Below are 18,351 nucleotides of genomic sequence, written 5' to 3' on the forward strand. Positions count from 1 at the left end.
CACCGGCGTCATCACGCTTGACTTGGTCCGGCGCGGCCCGATAGCCCCAGTAGAACGGGATCATCAGGCTGCGGATTTTGGGATCGTCGGTGTCGCGCTGATACAGATACGTGTCAGGGTCGTCGAGTATTTGCTCTTCTTTGTCTTTCCATGTTTCCCGAGCCGTTTGCCGGGCCTTCTGGTATTTGGCCCCATACCGCCCCGCCTTCAGATCCGGTCGATCCAGCCGTTCGTTGACCCCCTGACACAACCCGGTTTCCACCGACTCATAGGACGCCCCGGGGTCATTCACGCCATGCAGGAAAATCACCACCCCCGGCAGATCGGCGGGTACTTCCAACTTGCGCACGGTGTTGCAATTGGGCATCAACCGGGTCGTGAGTTGCGCCACGCAGTACATGTCTTCGTGGCTCATTGGCTGCCACCTTTCGGATCTTCGCCACGCACCGCGGCCATTTGCGTCAGATGCATCCTTTCTCTCTCCGTCAGTCCGCTTGAAAATTTCTCTCCTTGCACAGTGCTGCCATCCTCCAGATCGATTTGTTACGTCCGGGATGATGATGGTTGACTGAGCCTTATTGGCTGGACGTTAGCGGGCGCAAATTCACCGGCACAATCATGGCGATGTGGTGGCTCTGTATGGTTTTTTAGCGGATGAGAGGCGGGAGAGTGCGTAGATGCTGGGGCGTAGTTGGAAAGCAGATTTAATGTTCAAAATGTAAATCAGAACAGTCCTAGGAACCGTCTTACGTACACAACGAGTGTTGATTGAGGTGCGCCGTGTTCTGCTCGCAAGATTAATACAGGCGGGAACGGCGGGATTACCCCGCAGGGGCGTGGAGCGGGCAAAAAAAAGCCGCCTCGAAAGGCAGCAGAAAAAAAGCACGCGTTGTATGGCCAGAGTATGACCTGTACAAAGTTACAGAACGATGACGACTGGATGTCCGCCTGGATCTATAGCGATCCAGGCGGGCAAGGGCGCCTCAGTAAACCTGGGGTACGATGATTTCCGGCGGCGTCGGGTTGCGCGAATAATCTTCCTGACGCACCCGTTGCGGCAGCTCGATTGTCGGCACTTCCACTTCCTCATAAGGCATTTGCCCGAGCAGGTGATGAATGCAGTTCAGGCGAGCCTTTTTCTTGTCGTCGGCCTGCACCACCCACCATGGCGCTTCGGCGATGTGGGTGCGGTCGAGCATGATTTCCTTGGCCTTGGTGTAAGCCTCCCAGCGGCGCCGGGATTCAAGGTCCATGGGGCTGAGTTTCCACTGCTTGAGCGGGTCGTGAATGCGGCTGAGAAAGCGCAGGTGCTGTTCCTGATCGGAAATCGAGAACCAGTACTTGATCAGCTGGATGCCTGAGCGCGCGAGCATCCGCTCAAACTCCGGCACGGTACGGAAGAACTCTTCATATTGGTCAGCGTTGCAAAAGCCCATGACTTGTTCGACACCGGCGCGGTTGTACCAACTGCGGTCGAACAGCACGATTTCACCCGCCGCCGGCAGGTGCGAAACATAGCGCTGGAAATACCACTGTGTGCGTTCGCGGTCATTGGGCGCGGGCAGGGCGGCCACGCGACACACTCGAGGGTTGAGGCGCTGGGTAATGCGCTTGATCACGCCGCCTTTGCCCGCCGCATCGCGGCCTTCGAACAGTATCACCACCTTGTGCCCGGTCTTGACCACCCAACTCTGCAACTTCACCAGTTCGCCTTGCAGGCGGAACAGTTCGCTGAAGTAGCGGCGTCGTTGTTCTTTTTCGCGGCTGTCGCCAACGTGATCGGCAAATAGTGCGTTGAGGTCGTGGTCGTCCTCGAGCAGCTCCAGTTCCAGTTCTTCGTCGCTGTGATCGAGCAGTTCGCGGTGGATGCGTTGCATCAGGTTGTCATTGCTTGACAGCATGGTCAGAACTCCCGGCGACGTTGTAAGCCGCCATGCTAGCCCCGGGTATGTGACGAGCTGGTGACGCAAAGAAGGCAGCGAAATTAACCCCGCCGTCAGCCGCCTCAAGCCTCGCTGATCTGGCTCACACTGGTGATCTGTCCGTTCCAGACCATCTCGTAATGGGCAGTCTGGATGATCGATGTCACCGGTTTGGGCGTCATCAATGCCCAGCAGACACTGCCCGGCAGGCGCACCGAGTGATAACGCAGCCCTGGGCAACGCGCCTTTCTGATTGCCCGGCCCAGCACTTGCGAATGGCTGTAGTCGTCTGGCGCGTACACCGGATCATTCATCGGCAGGCGGGTGGCGTCTTTCATCCCCGTATCAACAAAAGCGCAAGTCAGCCCGCGAAACACAAAGCGTTCATAGTTCAGCCCAGGCACCTTCGACCAATACAGGCTCTGGTGATGCTTCACCTCGGCCAGTGCAGTTTCCATCGAATCCGCCACATACAACACTCCGAAGCTGCCATCGCTGAACCGCGAACCCGCCGGATTGACGTGGGTAAACGGCGCCGTCGCATAAGAACAGCCCGTAATGCCGAACGGAATTTCACGGCGTGGAATCAACTCCAGCTGACCCACTTCATTCTTCAGCCGCGGATTGGTCAGCGCCTGAATCTCGAACAACAGCTCAAACTCATCGGCGTCCGCCACATCCTCAAACAACGCAATCGGCGGAAACTTCGAATTGACCAGCCGATACGCCTGCAATGGCTTGCCGGCCAACACCGCCAGCTCGGCCACCTTCACCATTGCGCGCCCCGCAGCACATCAATGCGCCGGAAGGTTTCGTACAGGGAAATCATGTCGCCCTGGGCCATGATCTCCAGCGGGCTGCGGCCATTGAAAAACTCGTTGTCATTGGCCATCGACGGGAAGCCGTAGACGTTATCGGGATTGTCGAACACCAGGCGCAGCGTGGCGTGGATGTTCAGCACAAAACTGATGCGCTGCATCTGGTCCGCATCCAGCGCCACCGCCCAGTCCGGGTCACGCTGCCGCGCGCGGGTGTAGGTGCTGCGGGAAATACGCAGGATGCGACAAGCCTGTTCGCTGCTGGCCTGCCACTTTTCCAGAATGCTCACGGCGGCGCGCAGCCCGGTGACGCACTGACTTTTACTGAACGATTGCGCTTGCGCGACGACGGCCATGCCATTACCTGCCTTTTGATCCATAGAGTCAAAGGTAGGCATATTGAGTCTGTGGATCAAGTAACGCGCGACAGGCGGGCAGCGTCACTCCGGCAGTCCGGCCAGCCTCAGCCCATTGGCGAAACTCGCGAGATCCTCGGGGCGCTTGATCGGCAGCCAGTCCTTGAGATTGCTCAGGCGCATAGTCGGATCCAGCTCCCGCAGGCGCTGCATGGCCAGTTGCGCTTCATCCATTCGGCCGACATGGGCAAGGCTGGCAGCCAACAGGGCCACCCCGACCAGCAGGCTGGGCAAATTACCCAGTGCCTTTTCCGCCCATTGCGCAGCGACATCGAAGTGCCTGGCGAAGAAGTTTGCCAGCGCCATGCCGACTTGCATCCGGAACATTTCCGGGTCCAGCGGACTCAAGCGAACGGCATGGCTCAAGTCCTTGATGGCAGCCTCTGTTTCACCGTGCAGTGCGCGCAGGGTGCCGCCGAGGTACCAGGCGGGGGCCAGATTGGGGCTAAGCAAGCGGGCCCTGTCGAGCAGTGCGATGCCGCTGTCCAGTTCGCCGGCGAGATGGCTCAGTGCATGGCCGCCACGGGTCAAGGCAACCGCATCATCGCGCCCGAGGGACACCGCCAGACGCGCCAGACGAATGCCCTCGGCAATCTCGCTGGGCCGATCGGTCATCCAGCCGTTGAGCTTGCGCCAGAAGTGGCACCAGGCGGCCATGCCATAGGCCGAGGCAAATTCCGGATCGAGTTCGGTGGCCTTGTAGAGCATCGACAGCGCCTGCTCGACGGCTTCCCGGCTGCCGCTGTGCAGTTTTGCCATGGCACGCAGGTAATAATCGTAGGCGCCCAGGCTTTCCGTGGGTTTGCGTTTGGCGCGTTCGATTTCGGCCTGTTCCAGTTGCGGCGCGATGGCGCCGACGACACTTTCGGTGATGCGATCCTGCAGCTCGAAGATATCGTCGAGCAGGCCTTCGAAACGCTCCGCCCAGATATGCGCTCCGCTGGTTGCGTCGATCAGCTGCCCGGTGATGCGCACCTTGTTTGCGCACTTGCGCACGCTGCCTTCCAGCACATAACGAACCCCCAGCTCCTGGCCGACACCCTGGGCGTCCACCGCCCGGCCTTTATAGGTGAAGCTGGAATTGCGGGCGATCACGAACAGCCAGCGGATACGCGACAGGGCGGCGATGATGTCTTCCACCACGCCGTCAGCGAAGTATTCCTGCTCCGGATCGCCGCTCAGGTTGTGGAAGGGCAGGACCGTAATCGAGGGTTTGTCCGGCAGGGCGAGGGCAGAAGGGCGCGCGGTCGGGCGGACGTTAACCTCGGGTTGTAGCCCGCTATCGTCGACCCTGACTTGCCCGACGAAACGGTAACCCTTGCGGGCGACCGTGCGCACCAGGCGCTGTTCCTCGCCTGTATCGCCAATGGCCTTGCGCAGCGCATTGATGTGGCTGGTGATTGTCGATTCCGAGACGATCCGGCCGCTCCACACTTCTTCAAGCAGCTCATCCTTGCTGACCACCCGATCAGGGTTGCTGACGAACAGCAGCAACAGATCGAAGACCTGCGGGCCAACGGCCACGACGTCCCCGCGCAAGGTCAATTCCCGGCGATCCTGATTGAGCACGAAGTCATCAAAAGTGAACTGCAAAGCAAGCATCCCCAGGCGCCGCGCCCTCAACTCCGTGTCCCAGGCGATTGTTGATGTGTACGCTGATAATAAGGCAGCTGGAAACCCGCTGCACCGCTTCTGTTCTGCGATCAGGGCGTCTGGACGAACGATAGCTGCTTTGGACGTAAATCCAAGGGTTCGCCAAGGAAAATTCAAGGCCGTTGCAAGGACTCGGCCCGCGTGCCCAGGCAATCTCGCTTTACGCCGACGCAATGGTTGCTGTCGACACATGGAGAAAACCCATGAAGATCGTCGTCATCGGAGGCTCCGGCCTTATCGGATCGAAACTGGTGAACATCCTCCGGGAACGCGGGCACGACGCGCTCGCCGCCAGCCCGAGCACCGGGGTGAACAGCATCACCCGCGAGGGCCTGGCCGAAGCGATGGATGGCGCTGATGTGGTGGTCGATGTGGCCAATGCGCCGTCGTGGGAGGACCAGGCCGTTCTCGATTTCTTCGAAACCTCGAGCCGCAACCTGCTGGCCGCCGAAGCGGCTGCCGGGGTAGGCCATCACGTTGCGCTGTCGATTGTCGGGACTGATCGGCTGCCCGAAAACGGTTACTTCCGGGCCAAAGTCGCACAAGAAAAACTGATCAAGGCGTCCGATGTGCCTTACACGCTGCTGCGTGCCACGCAATTCTTCGAGTTTGTCGGCGGCATTGCCCAGTCGTTCGCCGTCGGTGACGAGATTCACGCTTCACCGGCGCTGATTCAACCCATCGCGTCCGATGACGTTGTGGCGGCGCTGGCCGATGTCGTGCTGGCGGCACCGGTCAATGGCACGGTCGAGGTCGCAGGCCCCGAAGCCCTGCCGATCGATGAACTGGTGCGGCGCTTCCTGCAGGCAACCGGGGACAACCGCAAGGTCGTCCCGGATGTGAACGCGCGCTATTTCGGCTCCGTGCTCGACGACCAGTCGCTGACCGCCGGCAAGCACGCGCGCCTGGGCGCGATCGACTTCGACGACTGGCTCGCGCAGTCCTCGTCCCGCTAACCCTCGCGCCACCCTGTTCGCCCCACCAAGGAGCAAACCTCATGGTTACTCGTCTGCTGTTAGCCGCTGTCCTCGCAACGCTCTCGATCGGCGCCGCTTGGGCCGCTGAACCGCCTCCCGGCAAGGTCACCGTCGTGTTCGACCGTCCCATCCCCAACATCCCTGGCAAGAGCATGAAAGGCGTGGTCGTCGAATATGGGCCGGGCGGCGCGTCGCCGTCCCACACCCATCCGCAATCGGCGTTTATCTATGCAACGGTCCTGGAAGGCTCGTTTCGCATCCAGGTCAAAGGCGAGCCTGAAAAGATCTACCACGTCGGCGAAAACTTCGTAGAGGAACCGGGCTCCGTGCACTTGGTCAGCGCCAACGCCAGTGACACCGAACCTGCAAAGCTGTTGGCGGTGTTCGTCGTCGACACCGGTAACACGCCTCTGGTGACACCACTCAAAAAGTGAGGCGGATTCATCAGCGCACTACAGCCGGGTGGCGGGCAACTGCCGCCCTTTCGCTGTTGAAGTACTGGCGATCAACAGGATTCGTATCGGTGACAGCGGGATATTCAATGGCGCTGAAGGAGCGCGGCTTCGATGCAGTTCAGCAGTTTGTCGGCGTCGCAGGGTTTAGGCAGGCAGGCCACCAGGTCTGGAGTGTCGGCGCTCAGGGTGGGCGCCGCGCCGGGATAGGCCGTGATGAAAATCGTCGGAATGTGGTAGCCCGTCGCAACCAGCTGTTCGAGCATCTCTACACCGCTCATCCCCGGCATCTGGATATCGGAAAGCAGACAATCGGTTTGAGTCGAGGCGTTGGCGGCGAGAAACTCAAGGGCGCTGCAATAGGTTCTGGTTTTATAGCCACTGGACCGCACGAGGCTTTCCAGGGCACCTCGAACGGAATCGTCATCGTCAACAATTGCAATGGTTGTAGCAGTGCGCATAGGAGTGTTCTGCGTCATGTGATCGGCTCGTGAATGCGCCTGTCGTCACCACAAGATACGCGGTCCTGAAAGGTGGAAAAGTATATCTATGTATAGGTCGCTGAGATCTGATTGTTGATGTAGCCCACGCCGTTCAATGACATTGTGGTCGGTGTTCAATCGTGCGCGTGCCGGCAATGAACACTTGGCGCGTAGCGATTAAGCGTTAATGTGATTCGGCGTGAGCGTTACCGGTGGATGACTCGGCGACAAACGGCAGGCAAAACACGACTTTTGTGCCCTCAGCGATGGAAAACAACATGCAAATACTTTGGGACGATGGTGAGCGTATTTTCTGTCGGGAACTGCGCTCCAGCGCCAGCGGTGAAAGTACTGTCTTGGTCGCGCGTCCCGCTGCCGAGCAGCCACTGCCGGCCTGCCTTGGTCGTCTCGCCCATGAGTTTGCCTTGAAGGGTGAACTGGAGGGCAGTTGGGCGGTGCGCCCGCTTGAGATGCTGCGCGAAGCCGGGCAGATGCAGCTGGTGCTTGAAGATCCCGGTGGCGAGCCGTTGTTGCAGTTGCTGGCGGCGCCCATGGAGATCAGCGTTTTTCTGTGTCACGCCATCGGCATTGCCGTGGTCCTGGGCAAGCTCCATCAACGCGGACTCGTCCATAAAGACATCAAGCCCAGTCATATTCTGGTGAACTGTGCGGATGGCCAGGCACGGCTAACCGGGTTCGGCCTCGCGTCACGGCTGCCCCGTGAGCGGCAGGCGCCGGAAACCATCGCCGGCACGCTCGCGTACATGGCGCCCGAACAAACCGGCAGGATGAACCGTTCGATCGACTCGCGCAGCGACCTCTATTCTTTCGGCGTCACCCTGTACCAGATGCTGACCGGCTCCCTGCCGTTCACCGCCACCGATCCCATCGAATGGGTGCATTGCCACATCGCGAAGAAGCCGCTGCCACCGAGTGCGCGGGTTGAAACCATTCCCGACGTGCTGTCCGGCATCGTCATGAAGCTGCTCGCCAAAACTGCCGAAGACCGCTATCAAACGGCCGCAGGCGTCGAGCATGACCTGCGTCGATGCCTGGCCGACTGGCAGCAGCAGCGCCAGATCAACGCCTTTATGCTGAGCGAACATGGCACCAGCGATCGTTTGATGATCCCTGAAAAATTGTACGGCCGTGAGCAGGAGGTCGAGACACTGGTGGCCGCGTTCGGGCGTATCGTGGCAAATGGTGCGCCGGAGCTGGTGCTGGTCACCGGTTATTCCGGCATCGGTAAATCGTCGGTGGTCAACGAACTGCACAAAGTGCTGGTGCCACCGCGCGGGATTTTCGCCTCCGGCAAGTTCGATCAATACCGGCGCGACGTTCCCTATTCGACGCTGGTGCAGGCGTTTCAAAGCCTGGTGCGCTCACTGCTGGGCAAGAACGATGCGGAACTGGCGCACTGGCGTGACGCCTTGCACGAGGCGCTGGAGGCCAATGCAAGGCTGATTACCGACCTCATCCCCGAACTCAAGCTCATCATCGGCGAGCCGCCACCGGTCCCGGCGCTGGACCCGCAACAGGCGCAACGGCGCTTCCTACTGGTGTTCCGGCGCTTCATCGGTGTGTTTGCCCGGGCCGACCATCCGCTCGCGCTGTTTCTCGACGATCTGCAGTGGCTCGACACGGCGACCCTCGATCTGCTGGAAGATTTGCTGACCCGTTCGGATATGCGCCATCTGATGCTGGTGGGGGCCTATCGCAGTAACGAAGTGGATGTCACGCACCCGCTGACGAGCAAGCTCCAGGCCATTCGTGATGCGGGCGGCAGGGTCGATGAGATCACGCTGGCGCCGCTGACCAAGGCGCATATCGAGCAGTTGATCACCGAGGCGCTGCATGACGAGGTGGCGCGTATCGAGCCTCTGGCGCAGTTGGTGCTGGATAAAACCGCCGGCAACCCATTCTTTGTGATCCAGTTCCTGCAAGCGCTCGCCGAGGAGCAACTGCTGACGTTCGATCATGCTGCGCGGCGCTGGTGCTGGGACCCGGATCGCATCCATGCCAAGGGCTATACCGATAACATCGTCGACCTGATGGTCGATAAACTCACCCGCTTGAAGCCCGAGACTCAGCAAGCGTTGCAGCAGCTTGCCTGTCTGGGGCACGTCGCCGGTATCGCTGCACTGTCGACTGCCATGGGCGTGCCCCAGGCACAAGTGCGCACGGTGTTGTGGGACGCGATTCGCCAGGAACTGGTCGAGCGACTGGACGATGCCTATGGTTTTGTCCATGACCGGATCCATGAAGCCGCTTACTCACTGATTCCCAAGGATTCACGCGCTGAGGCCCACCTGCGAATCGGCCGGCTGCTCGCATCGCAGACGCCTGCGCAAGAATTGGAAGAGGCGATCTTCGACATCGTTGGCCAGCTCAATCTCGGCGCGTCTCTGCTCACGGAGCGGAGTGAGCGGGAGCAGTTGGCCGAGTTCAACCTGATTGCCGGCCAGCGCGCCAAGGCGTCGACGGCGTACGCTTCCGCGCTTAATTATCTGACCACGGGTGCGCATTTATCCGGCGACGATTGCTGGGAGCGTCGGCATGGACTGGTCTTCGCACTGGCGTTGAACCGGGCCGAATGCGAGCTGTTGACCGGAAAGCTCACCCTCGCGGACAAACGCCTGGCCGCGCTGTCAGGTCGCGCCAGGACGGTGACGGAACGCGCCAGCGTTGCTTGTCTGCAAATGGACGTCTACCTGCTGCTGGATCGCAGCGACGCCGCGGTCGCGGTGTGCCTTGACTACCTGCGGCATGTGGGCATCGAGTGGTCGGCACATCCGAGTGATGATGAAGTGCGTCGCGAGTACGACCAAATCGGCTCGTTACTGGGGGACCGGGCCATTGAGGATCTTATCGACCTGCCATTGATGAAGGACCCTACATCCCTCGTGACGGTCAATGCGCTGGGCAAACTCTTCGCGCCAGCCTTGCAGACGGACGCGAACCTGTCGTGCCTGACGATTTGCAAGGCGGTCAGCCTGAGCCTTGAGTGGGGCAATTGCGATGCGTCCTGTGTGCTTTACGCGAATGTGTTCAGGGTCGCGGGTCGGCGGTTCGGTGACTACCAGATAGGGTTCCGATTCGGTCAGCTGGGGTGCGACCTTGTTGAACAACGAGGCCTGACGCGATTCGAGGCCAGTACCTATCTCTGCTTCTCGTGTTTCGCCGTGCGCTGGATGAAACCTGTGGGGCAATGCCGCGACCTGCTGCGCCGTTCGTTTGTGGCGGCGAACCGCATCGGTGATCTGCCGTATGGCGCCTACGCGGGCAATAACCTTACTGCCGACTTGCTCTTTGCCGGCGAGCCGTTGTCCGAAGTGCAGGGTGAATCCGAACAGGGTCTGGCTTACGCCAGGAAGGTGCGCTTCGGGTTGGTGGTTGATTTTATCCTCACCCAATGGCTGCTGATCCGGATGCTGCGCGGCTTGACGCCGACCTTCGGACGCCTGGACGACGGCGAGTTGAATGAGCAGGCCACTGAAGCCCACTTGTCCAGCACCCCGGATCTGGTACTGGCGGAGTGCTTGTACTGGGTTCGCAAGCTGCAGGCGCGCTACATGGCCGACGATATTGAAGCGGCCATGGACGCCGCCGCCAAGGCGCAGGGGTTACTCTGGGTCTGCCAGTCGTTCTTCGAAGAAGCCGAATTCTATTTCCATGACGCGCTGGCCCGGGCAGCCTGGTGCGATGGCATACCGGTGAGCGAGCAAACGCAGCATTTGCTCGCCATGACCGCCGATCACCGGCAACTGCAGACCTGGGCACAGCAGTGTCCGCAAAACTTTGCCAGCCGTGCGGCATTGGTCGGTGCCGAAATTGCCCGTGTCGAAGGGCGGTTGGTTGATGCCGAGTTGCTGTACGAGCAGGCTATCAAGTCGGCGCAGGACAGCGGCTTCAGCCATATCGAGGCGCTGGCCAACGAACTGGCCGCGCGTTTCTACGCCAGGCGTGGACTCGGCAAGATCGCCCATGTCTATTTGCAGGATGCCCGCTACGGCTACCTGCGTTGGGGCGCCGACGGCAAGGTGCGGGAGCTCGACGCGAAGTATCCATCGCTGAGGACCCAAGCGCACACGCTCGGCCCGACCACCACCATGGCCACGGCGGTCGAACACCTTGACCTTGCCACGGTTCTCAAAGTGTCCCAGGCCCTGTCCAGCGAAATCGTTCTGGAGAAACTGATCGATACGGTCATGTTCACCGCCATCGAACAGGCCGGCGCCGAGCGGGGATTGTTGATCCTGTCGGACGGTGGCGAGCACCGGATCGTCGCGCAAGTGACCACCGCTGACGACACCACCCTGTTGCGCGATACGCCGGTGAGTTCGCAATTGTTGCCGGAGTCTGTTCTCTATCATGTCCTGCGCACCCGTGAGAGCGTTGTTCTCGACGACGCCGTGGCCGAGGCGATGTTTGCCACAGACCCGTACATTCGTCAGCAGCGCGCGCGCTCGATTCTGTGTTTGCCGTTGATGATCCAGGCCAAGTTGGTGGGGGCGCTCTACCTCGAAAACAATCTGACCGCCCGGGCATTCAGCCCCGACCGGATCGCCGTGCTCAAACTGGTGGCGTCGCAGGCGGCGATCTCGCTGGAAAATGCTCGTCTGTACCGCGAGGTCGCAGAGCGCGAAGCGAAGATCCGCCGATTGGTCGACGCCAACATCATCGGTATCGTCGTGTGGAATGCCGAGGGTGACCTTGTCGAGGCCAATGATGCGTTCCTGCGCATGCTGAGCTTCAATCGCGAGGATCTGGTCTCGGGCCGCATGAACTGGCGCGCATTGACGGTGCCGGAGTATCGCGAAGTCAGCGAGCGTTCGATGCGGCAAGCGGTGCAAACCGGCCACGCTCAACCCTTCGAGAAGGAGTACTACAAAAAGGATGGTAGCCGCCTGCCGGTCATTGTCGGTTTGGCGATGTTCGAGGCCAACAGCAAGGAAGGGGTGGCTTTCGTGCTGGACCTGAGTGAACGCAAGCAGGCGGAAGAAAAAATCCGTGAAAGCGAGCGGCGCTATCGCGAGGTGCAGACCGAGTTGTCCCACGCCAACCGCGTCGCGACCATGGGCCAGCTCGTGGCGTCGATCGCTCACGAAGTCAATCAGCCGATCGCCGCCGCCATCCTCAACGCCAATGCCGCGCAGCGCTGGCTGAACGCCCGGCCGCCCGAGCTCGACGAAGTCCGCCATGTGCTCAGCAGTCTCATCGAGGATGCGAACCGGGCTGCGGATGTGTTAGGGCGGATCCGCGGGCATATCCGCAAGGCGCCTCCGCAGAAAGGTCCGGTGGACATCAATGCGGCCATCGGCGAAATGATCGGCTTCACCCGGAGCCAGATCCTGAAAACTGGCACCGTGCTGCAGACACAACTCACCGATGGGCTGCCGCTCATCGAGGGCGACCGCGTTGAGCTGCAACAGGTGCTGCTCAACCTGATCATGAATGCACTGGAGGCCATGAGCAGCACCCGTGAAGGCGAGCGGCACTTGCAGGTCCGCGCGGAGCCGGGCGATGTCGGTTACGTGCGGGTCAGCGTCAGCGATTCAGGCCCGGGCTTTCCGGTGGAAAACACCAATCAGGTGTTCACTTCCTTCTACACCACCAAGCCGACGGGGCTGGGGTTGGGATTGTCGATCTGTCGCTCGATCATCGAGGCCCATGGCGGCCGTTTATGGGCCGGCGCCAACCAGCCTGGCGGGGCCACTGTGCAGTTCACGCTTCCCGTGGTGCAGCGGTGAGTATGGTTGGCCAATGCCCACGTCATACCTAAGTTTATGTGGGGCATATTAATGGGTCTAATCAACTAATCGGATGTACAAATGAATCTCCGCAACCCCGACGATATAGTGAGTCTCAAGGGTTGCGGAGAACGTTATCGTGAAAAACTCAATAGCTAATCTCATCGAAGGATTTTCATTACTGCGTTCGAAAGCACTGGAACTCTTGAGGCTGACGACCAGCGTATTGGGCCGATATTCAGATGCCCGCCTTTTGCACAGCTACTTGCTTGCCGAACCCTTGTTGAATAGCGAACGGGCATTTGTTCACTCACCGGTCGGCTCGCACCTGATCAGCCCGCGCCGGTTCTACATCCATCACGGCATTCACTTGGGAGGCGGCCGCGTCGCTCATTACGCCGGGTACAGCGGTTCAATCAAACCAGGGCCGATCGAGGTCACCGATCTGGAAAGCTTCGCCGGCGGCAGGCCCGTGTGGATACTCCAGGAACGCAGCGAATATTCCAGCGCTGAAATCGTCAGTCGCGCGCGTTCGAGAGTCGGTGAACGTCACTACCGGATTTTTTCCAACAACTGCGAGCACTTTTGCAGTTGGTGCACCCGTGGCAAAAGTTACAGCGTGCAGGTGGAAGCGTTGCTGCGTTCACCACGGGGGTTCTTTTCGATGATTTCAGCCCTGCAACCGCGCTTCATTGCATAACCTGAGCAAGGCCCGCCATCATGCTACAACCGCACACTAGGGGCATGCCGGACGCACGATGGGGCTGTGCTACACTTTTTTTCGTCAATTTCACGAAGAGCGTCGTGCATGAGCGCCCCAGCCTGTGAGCCGCAAAGCAATGGTTCTATCGTGTACGTGGTGGATGATGACGCCTCCATTCGCGACGCACTGAGCAACCTTTTGCGCTCGGCCGGCATCCGTGTCGAAACCTTCGCCTCCACGGCGGAATTTCTCAGCCAGCCGAAGACCGGCAGCGCCAGTTGCCTGGTTCTGGATGTACGCCTGCAAGGCAACAGCGGGCTGGACTTCCAGCGTCAACTGGTTGAAACCAACACGACCATTCCCATTATTTTCATCACCGGCCATGGTGACATCGAAATGTCGGTCAAGGCGATGAAAGCCGGGGCCGTGGACTTCCTGGCAAAGCCGTTTCGTGAACAGGATCTGCTGGACGCGGTATCCAGCGCACTGCAAACCGATATCAAGCGCCGTGAACTCGAACGGCAATCTTCGAACCTGCATGCTGACTACCAATCACTGACGGCCCGTGAAAAAGAAGTCATGACGCTTGCCGTCAAAGGCCTGATGAACAAGCAGATCGCCGGGCAAATGAACCTGAGCGAAATCACCGTCAAAATTCACCGGTCCCATGCCATGAAGAAGATGCACGCCCGGTCCTTTGCGGACTTGGTGCGCATGGCGCACGCACTGGGAGCTGGGAATAGTTGATGAGTTGCGTCTGACGCGCGAATACCTTGTTGCCCGTCTCATACTGGGTACTCAATCGATAAAGTGATTGAAAAAAATCCCCATACGCTTTAAACGGAAAGATCACTGGCACATTGCTAGTAATCAGTAAGTATCGCCAGGTTTGGCTCAGGGAGCGCTGATGAGTTTTGGTACACTGACCGACTCCCCACAATTGACCGATTGCGAAACTGTTTCACCTCAATCAACAGGCAACCCGGATACGGTCTGCGTGGCGGGCGTTGCCCGCGAGGACACGATCGATCAATTGCTGGAGACGGCGCGTAGCTGGAGCTACACCAACACGTGGGTGTTTTATCGCGCCGGTGAACAATTGCATTGGGTCGGACAAGGTGACCCGCAGGTGCAGTGGCCTGCAAACATCGACAATGAAGCGTTTGAAACCTTTTGCCAGACCCGGCATTTGCACCGCTGGCCGACCGGCAGAGGCGAAAGTGAATTGGGTTGGCTGCTGGCGCCAGAGGATCAGGCCGCAGAACCGGCACTCGCCGAATTCGCCCTGCGCCTGGGCGTAGAGTTACAGACCAGCACCCTTGCCCGTGCGCAGATCACACAGCGTGTGTTGTATGAAATCACCTACCTGGCCAGTTCAACCCGCGACCGCTCGGTTTTCCTGGTGGGCGTGCACAGGCTGCTGGCCAGCCTGATCGACGCGGAGAACTTCTATCTCGCGTTGTATGACCCGCACAGTGGCAAGATCGACTACCCGTATTACGTCGACATCATCGACGCGGATGCGGTGGAGTCCTCGCACTACGAATACCTTGACCCTTCGCACCTGTCGCTGACCGGTCAAGTCCTCACCACCGGCCAGCCGTTGCTGATCGATGCCGCCGGCATTCTCGCGGCCCAGGCCGAGGAGCGCTTTTACTGCGTGGGTGATCGTCCCGAGTTCTGGATGGGCGCACCGTTGAAAAATGCCTCGGACGACGTGTTTGGCATGTTGGCGATGCAGGTCTATGACGTTTCGCGCATCTACTGCGCTGAAGACCGCGCGCTGTTTCTGGTGGTGGCGCGCCACGTGGCCATGGCACTGGACCGCATTCTGCATCGCGAGGACCTGGAACAAACGGTGATGCGCCGTACCCTGGAGTTGTCGGCACTCAACGACGCCCTGCGCCAGGAAGTGACTGAGCGCGAGCGCGCCGAGCATCTGCAGAGCGCGTTGTTCCAGATTGCTGAGTTGTCGAGCCAGCCAGGCGACATGGCCGAATTGTTCCAGACCTTGCATGGGATCGTCGGTGACTTGCTGTTTGCGCAGAATTTCTACATTGCGCTGTTTGACGATGCCACCAATGAAGTGACCTTTCCCTATTACGTGGACGAGCGACAGACCATCTGCCCGGCAGCGCGGCGAGGGCGCCGGGGGCTGACCGAGTACGTGATCCGCCAGCGTCGACCTTGCCTGATCGACGTCGGCGAGGCTGAGCGATTGGCCGCATACGGGGAGATTGAACTGGCCCCGTTGGCTGTCCGGTCGCATTCGTGGCTGGGCATTCCATTGTTCGATGGCGATGTGGTGCGTGGCGTGCTGGCGGTGCAAAGCTATACCTCGCAGGTGTTGTACACCCAGCGTGATCAGGAACTGCTGACCTTCGTGTCGCGCCACATCGACACGGCGTTGTCACGACGCACCGCCGCCGAAGCAATCCACGCCGCCAACCTCAAGCTCGAGGCCCGGGTGCAGAACCGCACCCGCGAGCTCGATCACGCCAATGCCAAGTTGCAGCACGAAAACGCTCACGATGCACTGACCGGGCTACCGAATCGCACCTACTTGCAACAGCGCCTCAACCTGGCCTGGTCGCGCTTCGGCAGCGAAGGCGGACACCTGGCGGTGATGTTCATCGACCTCGACCGTTTCAAGATGGTCAACGACAGTCTCGGCCATCATTTTGGTGACCTGCTGTTGATGCAGGCTGCCCACCGTCTGCGCGGCTGCCTGCGCGAAAGCGACATGTTGGCGCGCCTGGGCGGCGACGAGTTTTCGGTGCTCGCGCCCGAGGCGCCGCTGGAGGTGGTGATTGAAATCGCCGAGCGGATACTGGTGGCGTTCGACCTGCCGTTTTTCATCAATGGCCATGAAGTTTTTTCGTCCTGCAGTATCGGTATCGTCAGCGCTGACAATCAGTTCCACCACGAGCCCGCCGACTTGCTGCGCGATGCCGATGCGGCGATGTACCGGGTCAAGAGTGCCGGGCGAGACAGCTACGCGGTGTTTAACCAGGAAGTGCGCCGTGAAGTCTCGGACCAGGTCGAGCGGGAAGGGGCCTTGCGCAACGCGCTCAAACGTTCCGACGAACTGCTGCCATATTTCCAGCCGATCGTCAGCGTCGAAACCGGCGAACTGCTGGCCCTTGAGGCGCTGATCCGCTGGCATCAGCCGGGCGGGCGGGTGATCGCACCGGGCGAGTTCTTGCCGGATGTCGAGGGGTTGCGCCTGATCGGCCGCCTGGATTTGTACATGCTGGCCAGCATCGCCGCGATCCTCGCCCAACCCGAGCACGCCAACTGGCCGGCAGTGCACGTCAATTGCTCCAGCTACAGCATGACGCGCCCTGACTTCGCCAGTGATGTCCTTGCCCTGCTGGCGCAACACCAGGTCTCGCCCTCGCGGATCTGCCTGGAATTGACTGAAGGTGCGCTGGTGGCCGAGCCGGCGATTGCCCGCCAGACCATGCAGCAACTGGCTGACAACGGCATGACGGTGGTGCTCGATGACTTCGGCGCGGGGTTTTCATCCCTGAGCTATGTTCATCAATACCAATTCAGCGGCTTGAAAATCGACAAGTCATTCATCCTCGAACTGACCACCAGCGCCCGCAGCCGCGCAATCGTCCGGGCCATCGTGCGGATGGCCGAATCACTGGACCTGAGCGTGGTGGCCGAGGGGGTAGAGGATCAAGCGACTCTGGATCTGCTGCGCGAAATAGGCGCAGGGCAGGCCCAGGGTTATTTCTTTGCCAAGCCGATGGGGCTGGAGGCGTTGTTGGCGAGCGCGGTGATGGAGCGTTAAAAACTGCATCGTCGGCTGAGTTCTGCAATGCTCTGCACCAACTTCCAGTGTGGGAGCAAGCCGGCTCCCACAAGGATTACCGCCAGCCTCCGCAAGTACCTGCAGGCAAAACACCGCCCACGAAAAAGCCCGGCTGATCAGGCCGGGCTTTTCGAGGTGTTGCGGTGAAGCGATTCAATCAGGCGACAGCGTTGCCTTTCAGACGATCCGAGCCATCAGCGGCAACGGTGTTGCCTTTCAGGCGGTCGGAGCCGTCAGCGGCAACGGTGTTGCCTTTCAGGCGGTCGGAGCCGTCAGCGGCAACGGTGTTGCCTTTCAGGCGGTCGGAGCCATCAGCGGCAACGGTGTTGCCTTTCAGGCGGTCAGAACCATCGGCAGCGACGCGTTTTTCGATCAAACGATCCGAACCGCCTTCAGCCTCACGATTCTGGATCAAACGATCCGAACCCCCTTCAGCCACACGGCTTTCAATCAATCGGTCCGAGCCGCCTTCAGCGACTACGGGTTGAGCAGAGGTCGCGGCAAACGCGTTAACTGCGAAGATCGAGAATGCGATGCTGAGGATGGTCTGGCGTTTCATGATCGTGTGCTCCGGGGTGTTTGGTTGGTATGGAGCCAATGTTACGCCGCACAATTTTTAAGAGAACTTCATTGAAGTGATGTTGAACATCGATGGCATTGATAGGGCGACCGCAGCGCCTATGGTCATGGTGATGATGGGGCGCAGTCTGTCGAACCGGGTGCGCCAGGTCATTGGTTACATCGCGGATCAACTGTATTGCGCGACCGCATCATTATCAGCCACGCCAATCACCCCTACAGTCACCCTGACGATACTGTCCACTGCATCGCTAAGGTGTCTCCAATGATTCAGCACATCCTCAAAACCACGTCCCTGGCAGCACTTCTTGTCGCCAGTGCAGCCGCGCCGCTTGTCCAGGCGCAACCCTTGCCCCTCGATAAAGTCGGCGCCGTACACAACGAAGACGTGGAATGGCGCAGCTTTCCCGCATTCCCGAAAGAAGTAAAACTCGCCATAGTGGCCGGCGACCCCAGCAAACCCGCGCCTTATGTCGTTCGAGTCAAAGTGCCCAACGGCACCAAATTAATGCCCCATACCCACCCTGAAAGCCGGATCTATACCGTCATGTCCGGTGTGTTCTACATCGGGTTCGGTACGGTTTTTGATCCAGACAAACTGGTTGCCTACGGGCCGGGTAGCGTCGTGATACTGCCGGCCAACACGCCGCACTTTCACTGGGCGAAATCCGGCGAGTACATCTCACAGGTTTACGGGACAGGGCCGCTGGGGCTCGAGTATGTTGATAGCCATGACGATCCCCGGAATGCGCCGAAGTGAGCGTCGCTAATCCCTG

General features: G+C 59.9%; 14 protein-coding genes. 7 read left to right on the top strand and 7 right to left on the bottom strand.

Annotated features, from left to right (window positions below; genetic code table 11):
- The 5 genes from BVK86_RS25110 to BVK86_RS25130 all read right to left on the bottom strand — a co-directional run.
- On the bottom strand, window positions 1-415 hold a 415-nt coding region (locus BVK86_RS25110; protein ID WP_425272402.1), incomplete at its 3' end, for a T6SS effector phospholipase Tle3 domain-containing protein.
- Window positions 416-983: 568 nt separating this feature from the next.
- The gene (ppk2, locus tag BVK86_RS25115; RefSeq protein ID WP_075948945.1) at window positions 984-1,901 is read right to left on the bottom strand and encodes a polyphosphate kinase 2; all 918 of its coding nucleotides are present in this window, start codon (window positions 1,899-1,901) and stop codon (window positions 984-986) included.
- Window positions 1,902-2,005: 104 nt separating this feature from the next.
- Window positions 2,006-2,698: an RES family NAD+ phosphorylase gene (locus BVK86_RS25120; RefSeq protein WP_075948946.1), complete on the bottom strand. Its 693-nt coding sequence runs from the start codon at window positions 2,696-2,698 to the stop codon at window positions 2,006-2,008.
- Window positions 2,692-3,096, bottom strand: coding sequence for an antitoxin Xre-like helix-turn-helix domain-containing protein (locus BVK86_RS25125; protein WP_075948947.1), 405 nt, complete (start codon window positions 3,094-3,096; stop codon window positions 2,692-2,694). The genes BVK86_RS25120 and BVK86_RS25125 overlap by 7 nt, the downstream gene beginning before the upstream one ends.
- Window positions 3,097-3,180: 84 nt before the next feature.
- The gene (locus BVK86_RS25130) at window positions 3,181-4,758 is read right to left on the bottom strand and encodes a winged helix-turn-helix domain-containing tetratricopeptide repeat protein (RefSeq protein WP_408002949.1); all 1,578 of its coding nucleotides are present in this window, start codon (window positions 4,756-4,758) and stop codon (window positions 3,181-3,183) included.
- 254 nt (window positions 4,759-5,012) lie between these two features.
- Here BVK86_RS25130 and BVK86_RS25135 point away from each other — a divergent pair, with 254 nt between their 5' ends.
- Window positions 5,013-5,765, top strand: a complete 753-nt coding sequence (locus BVK86_RS25135) for an SDR family oxidoreductase (RefSeq protein WP_075948948.1) — start codon at window positions 5,013-5,015, stop codon at window positions 5,763-5,765.
- A 41-nt stretch (window positions 5,766-5,806) separates the two neighbouring features.
- Window positions 5,807-6,220, top strand: coding sequence for a cupin domain-containing protein (locus tag BVK86_RS25140; RefSeq protein ID WP_075948949.1), 414 nt, complete (start codon window positions 5,807-5,809; stop codon window positions 6,218-6,220).
- 104 nt (window positions 6,221-6,324) lie between these two features.
- Here the strand turns inward: BVK86_RS25140 and BVK86_RS25145 are convergent, their stop codons facing one another.
- On the bottom strand, window positions 6,325-6,717 hold the full coding sequence (locus BVK86_RS25145) for a response regulator transcription factor (protein WP_075948950.1): 393 nt from the start codon (window positions 6,715-6,717) through the stop codon (window positions 6,325-6,327).
- A 281-nt stretch (window positions 6,718-6,998) separates the two neighbouring features.
- Between BVK86_RS25145 and BVK86_RS25150 the strand changes: the two genes are divergently transcribed.
- The 4 genes from BVK86_RS25150 (at window position 6,999) to BVK86_RS25165 (ending at window position 16,975) form a co-directional block, all read left to right on the top strand.
- Window positions 6,999-12,470 carry a trifunctional serine/threonine-protein kinase/ATP-binding protein/sensor histidine kinase gene (locus BVK86_RS25150; protein ID WP_075948951.1) on the top strand — a complete coding sequence of 1,824 codons (5,472 nt, stop codon included), beginning with the start codon at window positions 6,999-7,001 and terminating at the stop codon, window positions 12,468-12,470.
- Window positions 12,471-12,609: 139 nt separating this feature from the next.
- A complete protein-coding gene (locus tag BVK86_RS25155; RefSeq protein ID WP_075948952.1) occupies window positions 12,610-13,170 on the top strand; it encodes a lecithin retinol acyltransferase family protein in 561 nt (186 codons plus the stop codon).
- Between the two features lie 108 nt (window positions 13,171-13,278).
- Entirely contained in the window at window positions 13,279-13,920 is a 642-nt protein-coding gene (locus BVK86_RS25160; RefSeq protein WP_075948953.1) for a response regulator transcription factor, read from the top strand.
- Between the two features lie 160 nt (window positions 13,921-14,080).
- Window positions 14,081-16,975 carry a sensor domain-containing phosphodiesterase gene (locus tag BVK86_RS25165; protein WP_075948954.1) on the top strand — a complete coding sequence of 965 codons (2,895 nt, stop codon included), beginning with the start codon at window positions 14,081-14,083 and terminating at the stop codon, window positions 16,973-16,975.
- A gap of 178 nt (window positions 16,976-17,153) precedes the next feature.
- Here BVK86_RS25165 and BVK86_RS25170 read toward each other — a convergent pair whose 3' ends face one another.
- The gene (locus tag BVK86_RS25170; protein WP_075948955.1) at window positions 17,154-17,555 is read right to left on the bottom strand and encodes a hypothetical protein; all 402 of its coding nucleotides are present in this window, start codon (window positions 17,553-17,555) and stop codon (window positions 17,154-17,156) included.
- 285 nt (window positions 17,556-17,840) lie between these two features.
- Between BVK86_RS25170 and BVK86_RS25180 the strand changes: the two genes are divergently transcribed.
- Window positions 17,841-18,335: a cupin domain-containing protein gene (locus BVK86_RS25180; RefSeq protein WP_075948957.1), complete on the top strand. Its 495-nt coding sequence runs from the start codon at window positions 17,841-17,843 to the stop codon at window positions 18,333-18,335.
- The last annotated feature ends 16 nt before the right edge of the window (window positions 18,336-18,351 follow it).

Source organism: Pseudomonas reinekei (genome assembly GCF_001945365.1).
GTDB classification, from domain to species: domain Bacteria; phylum Pseudomonadota; class Gammaproteobacteria; order Pseudomonadales; family Pseudomonadaceae; genus Aquipseudomonas; species Aquipseudomonas reinekei.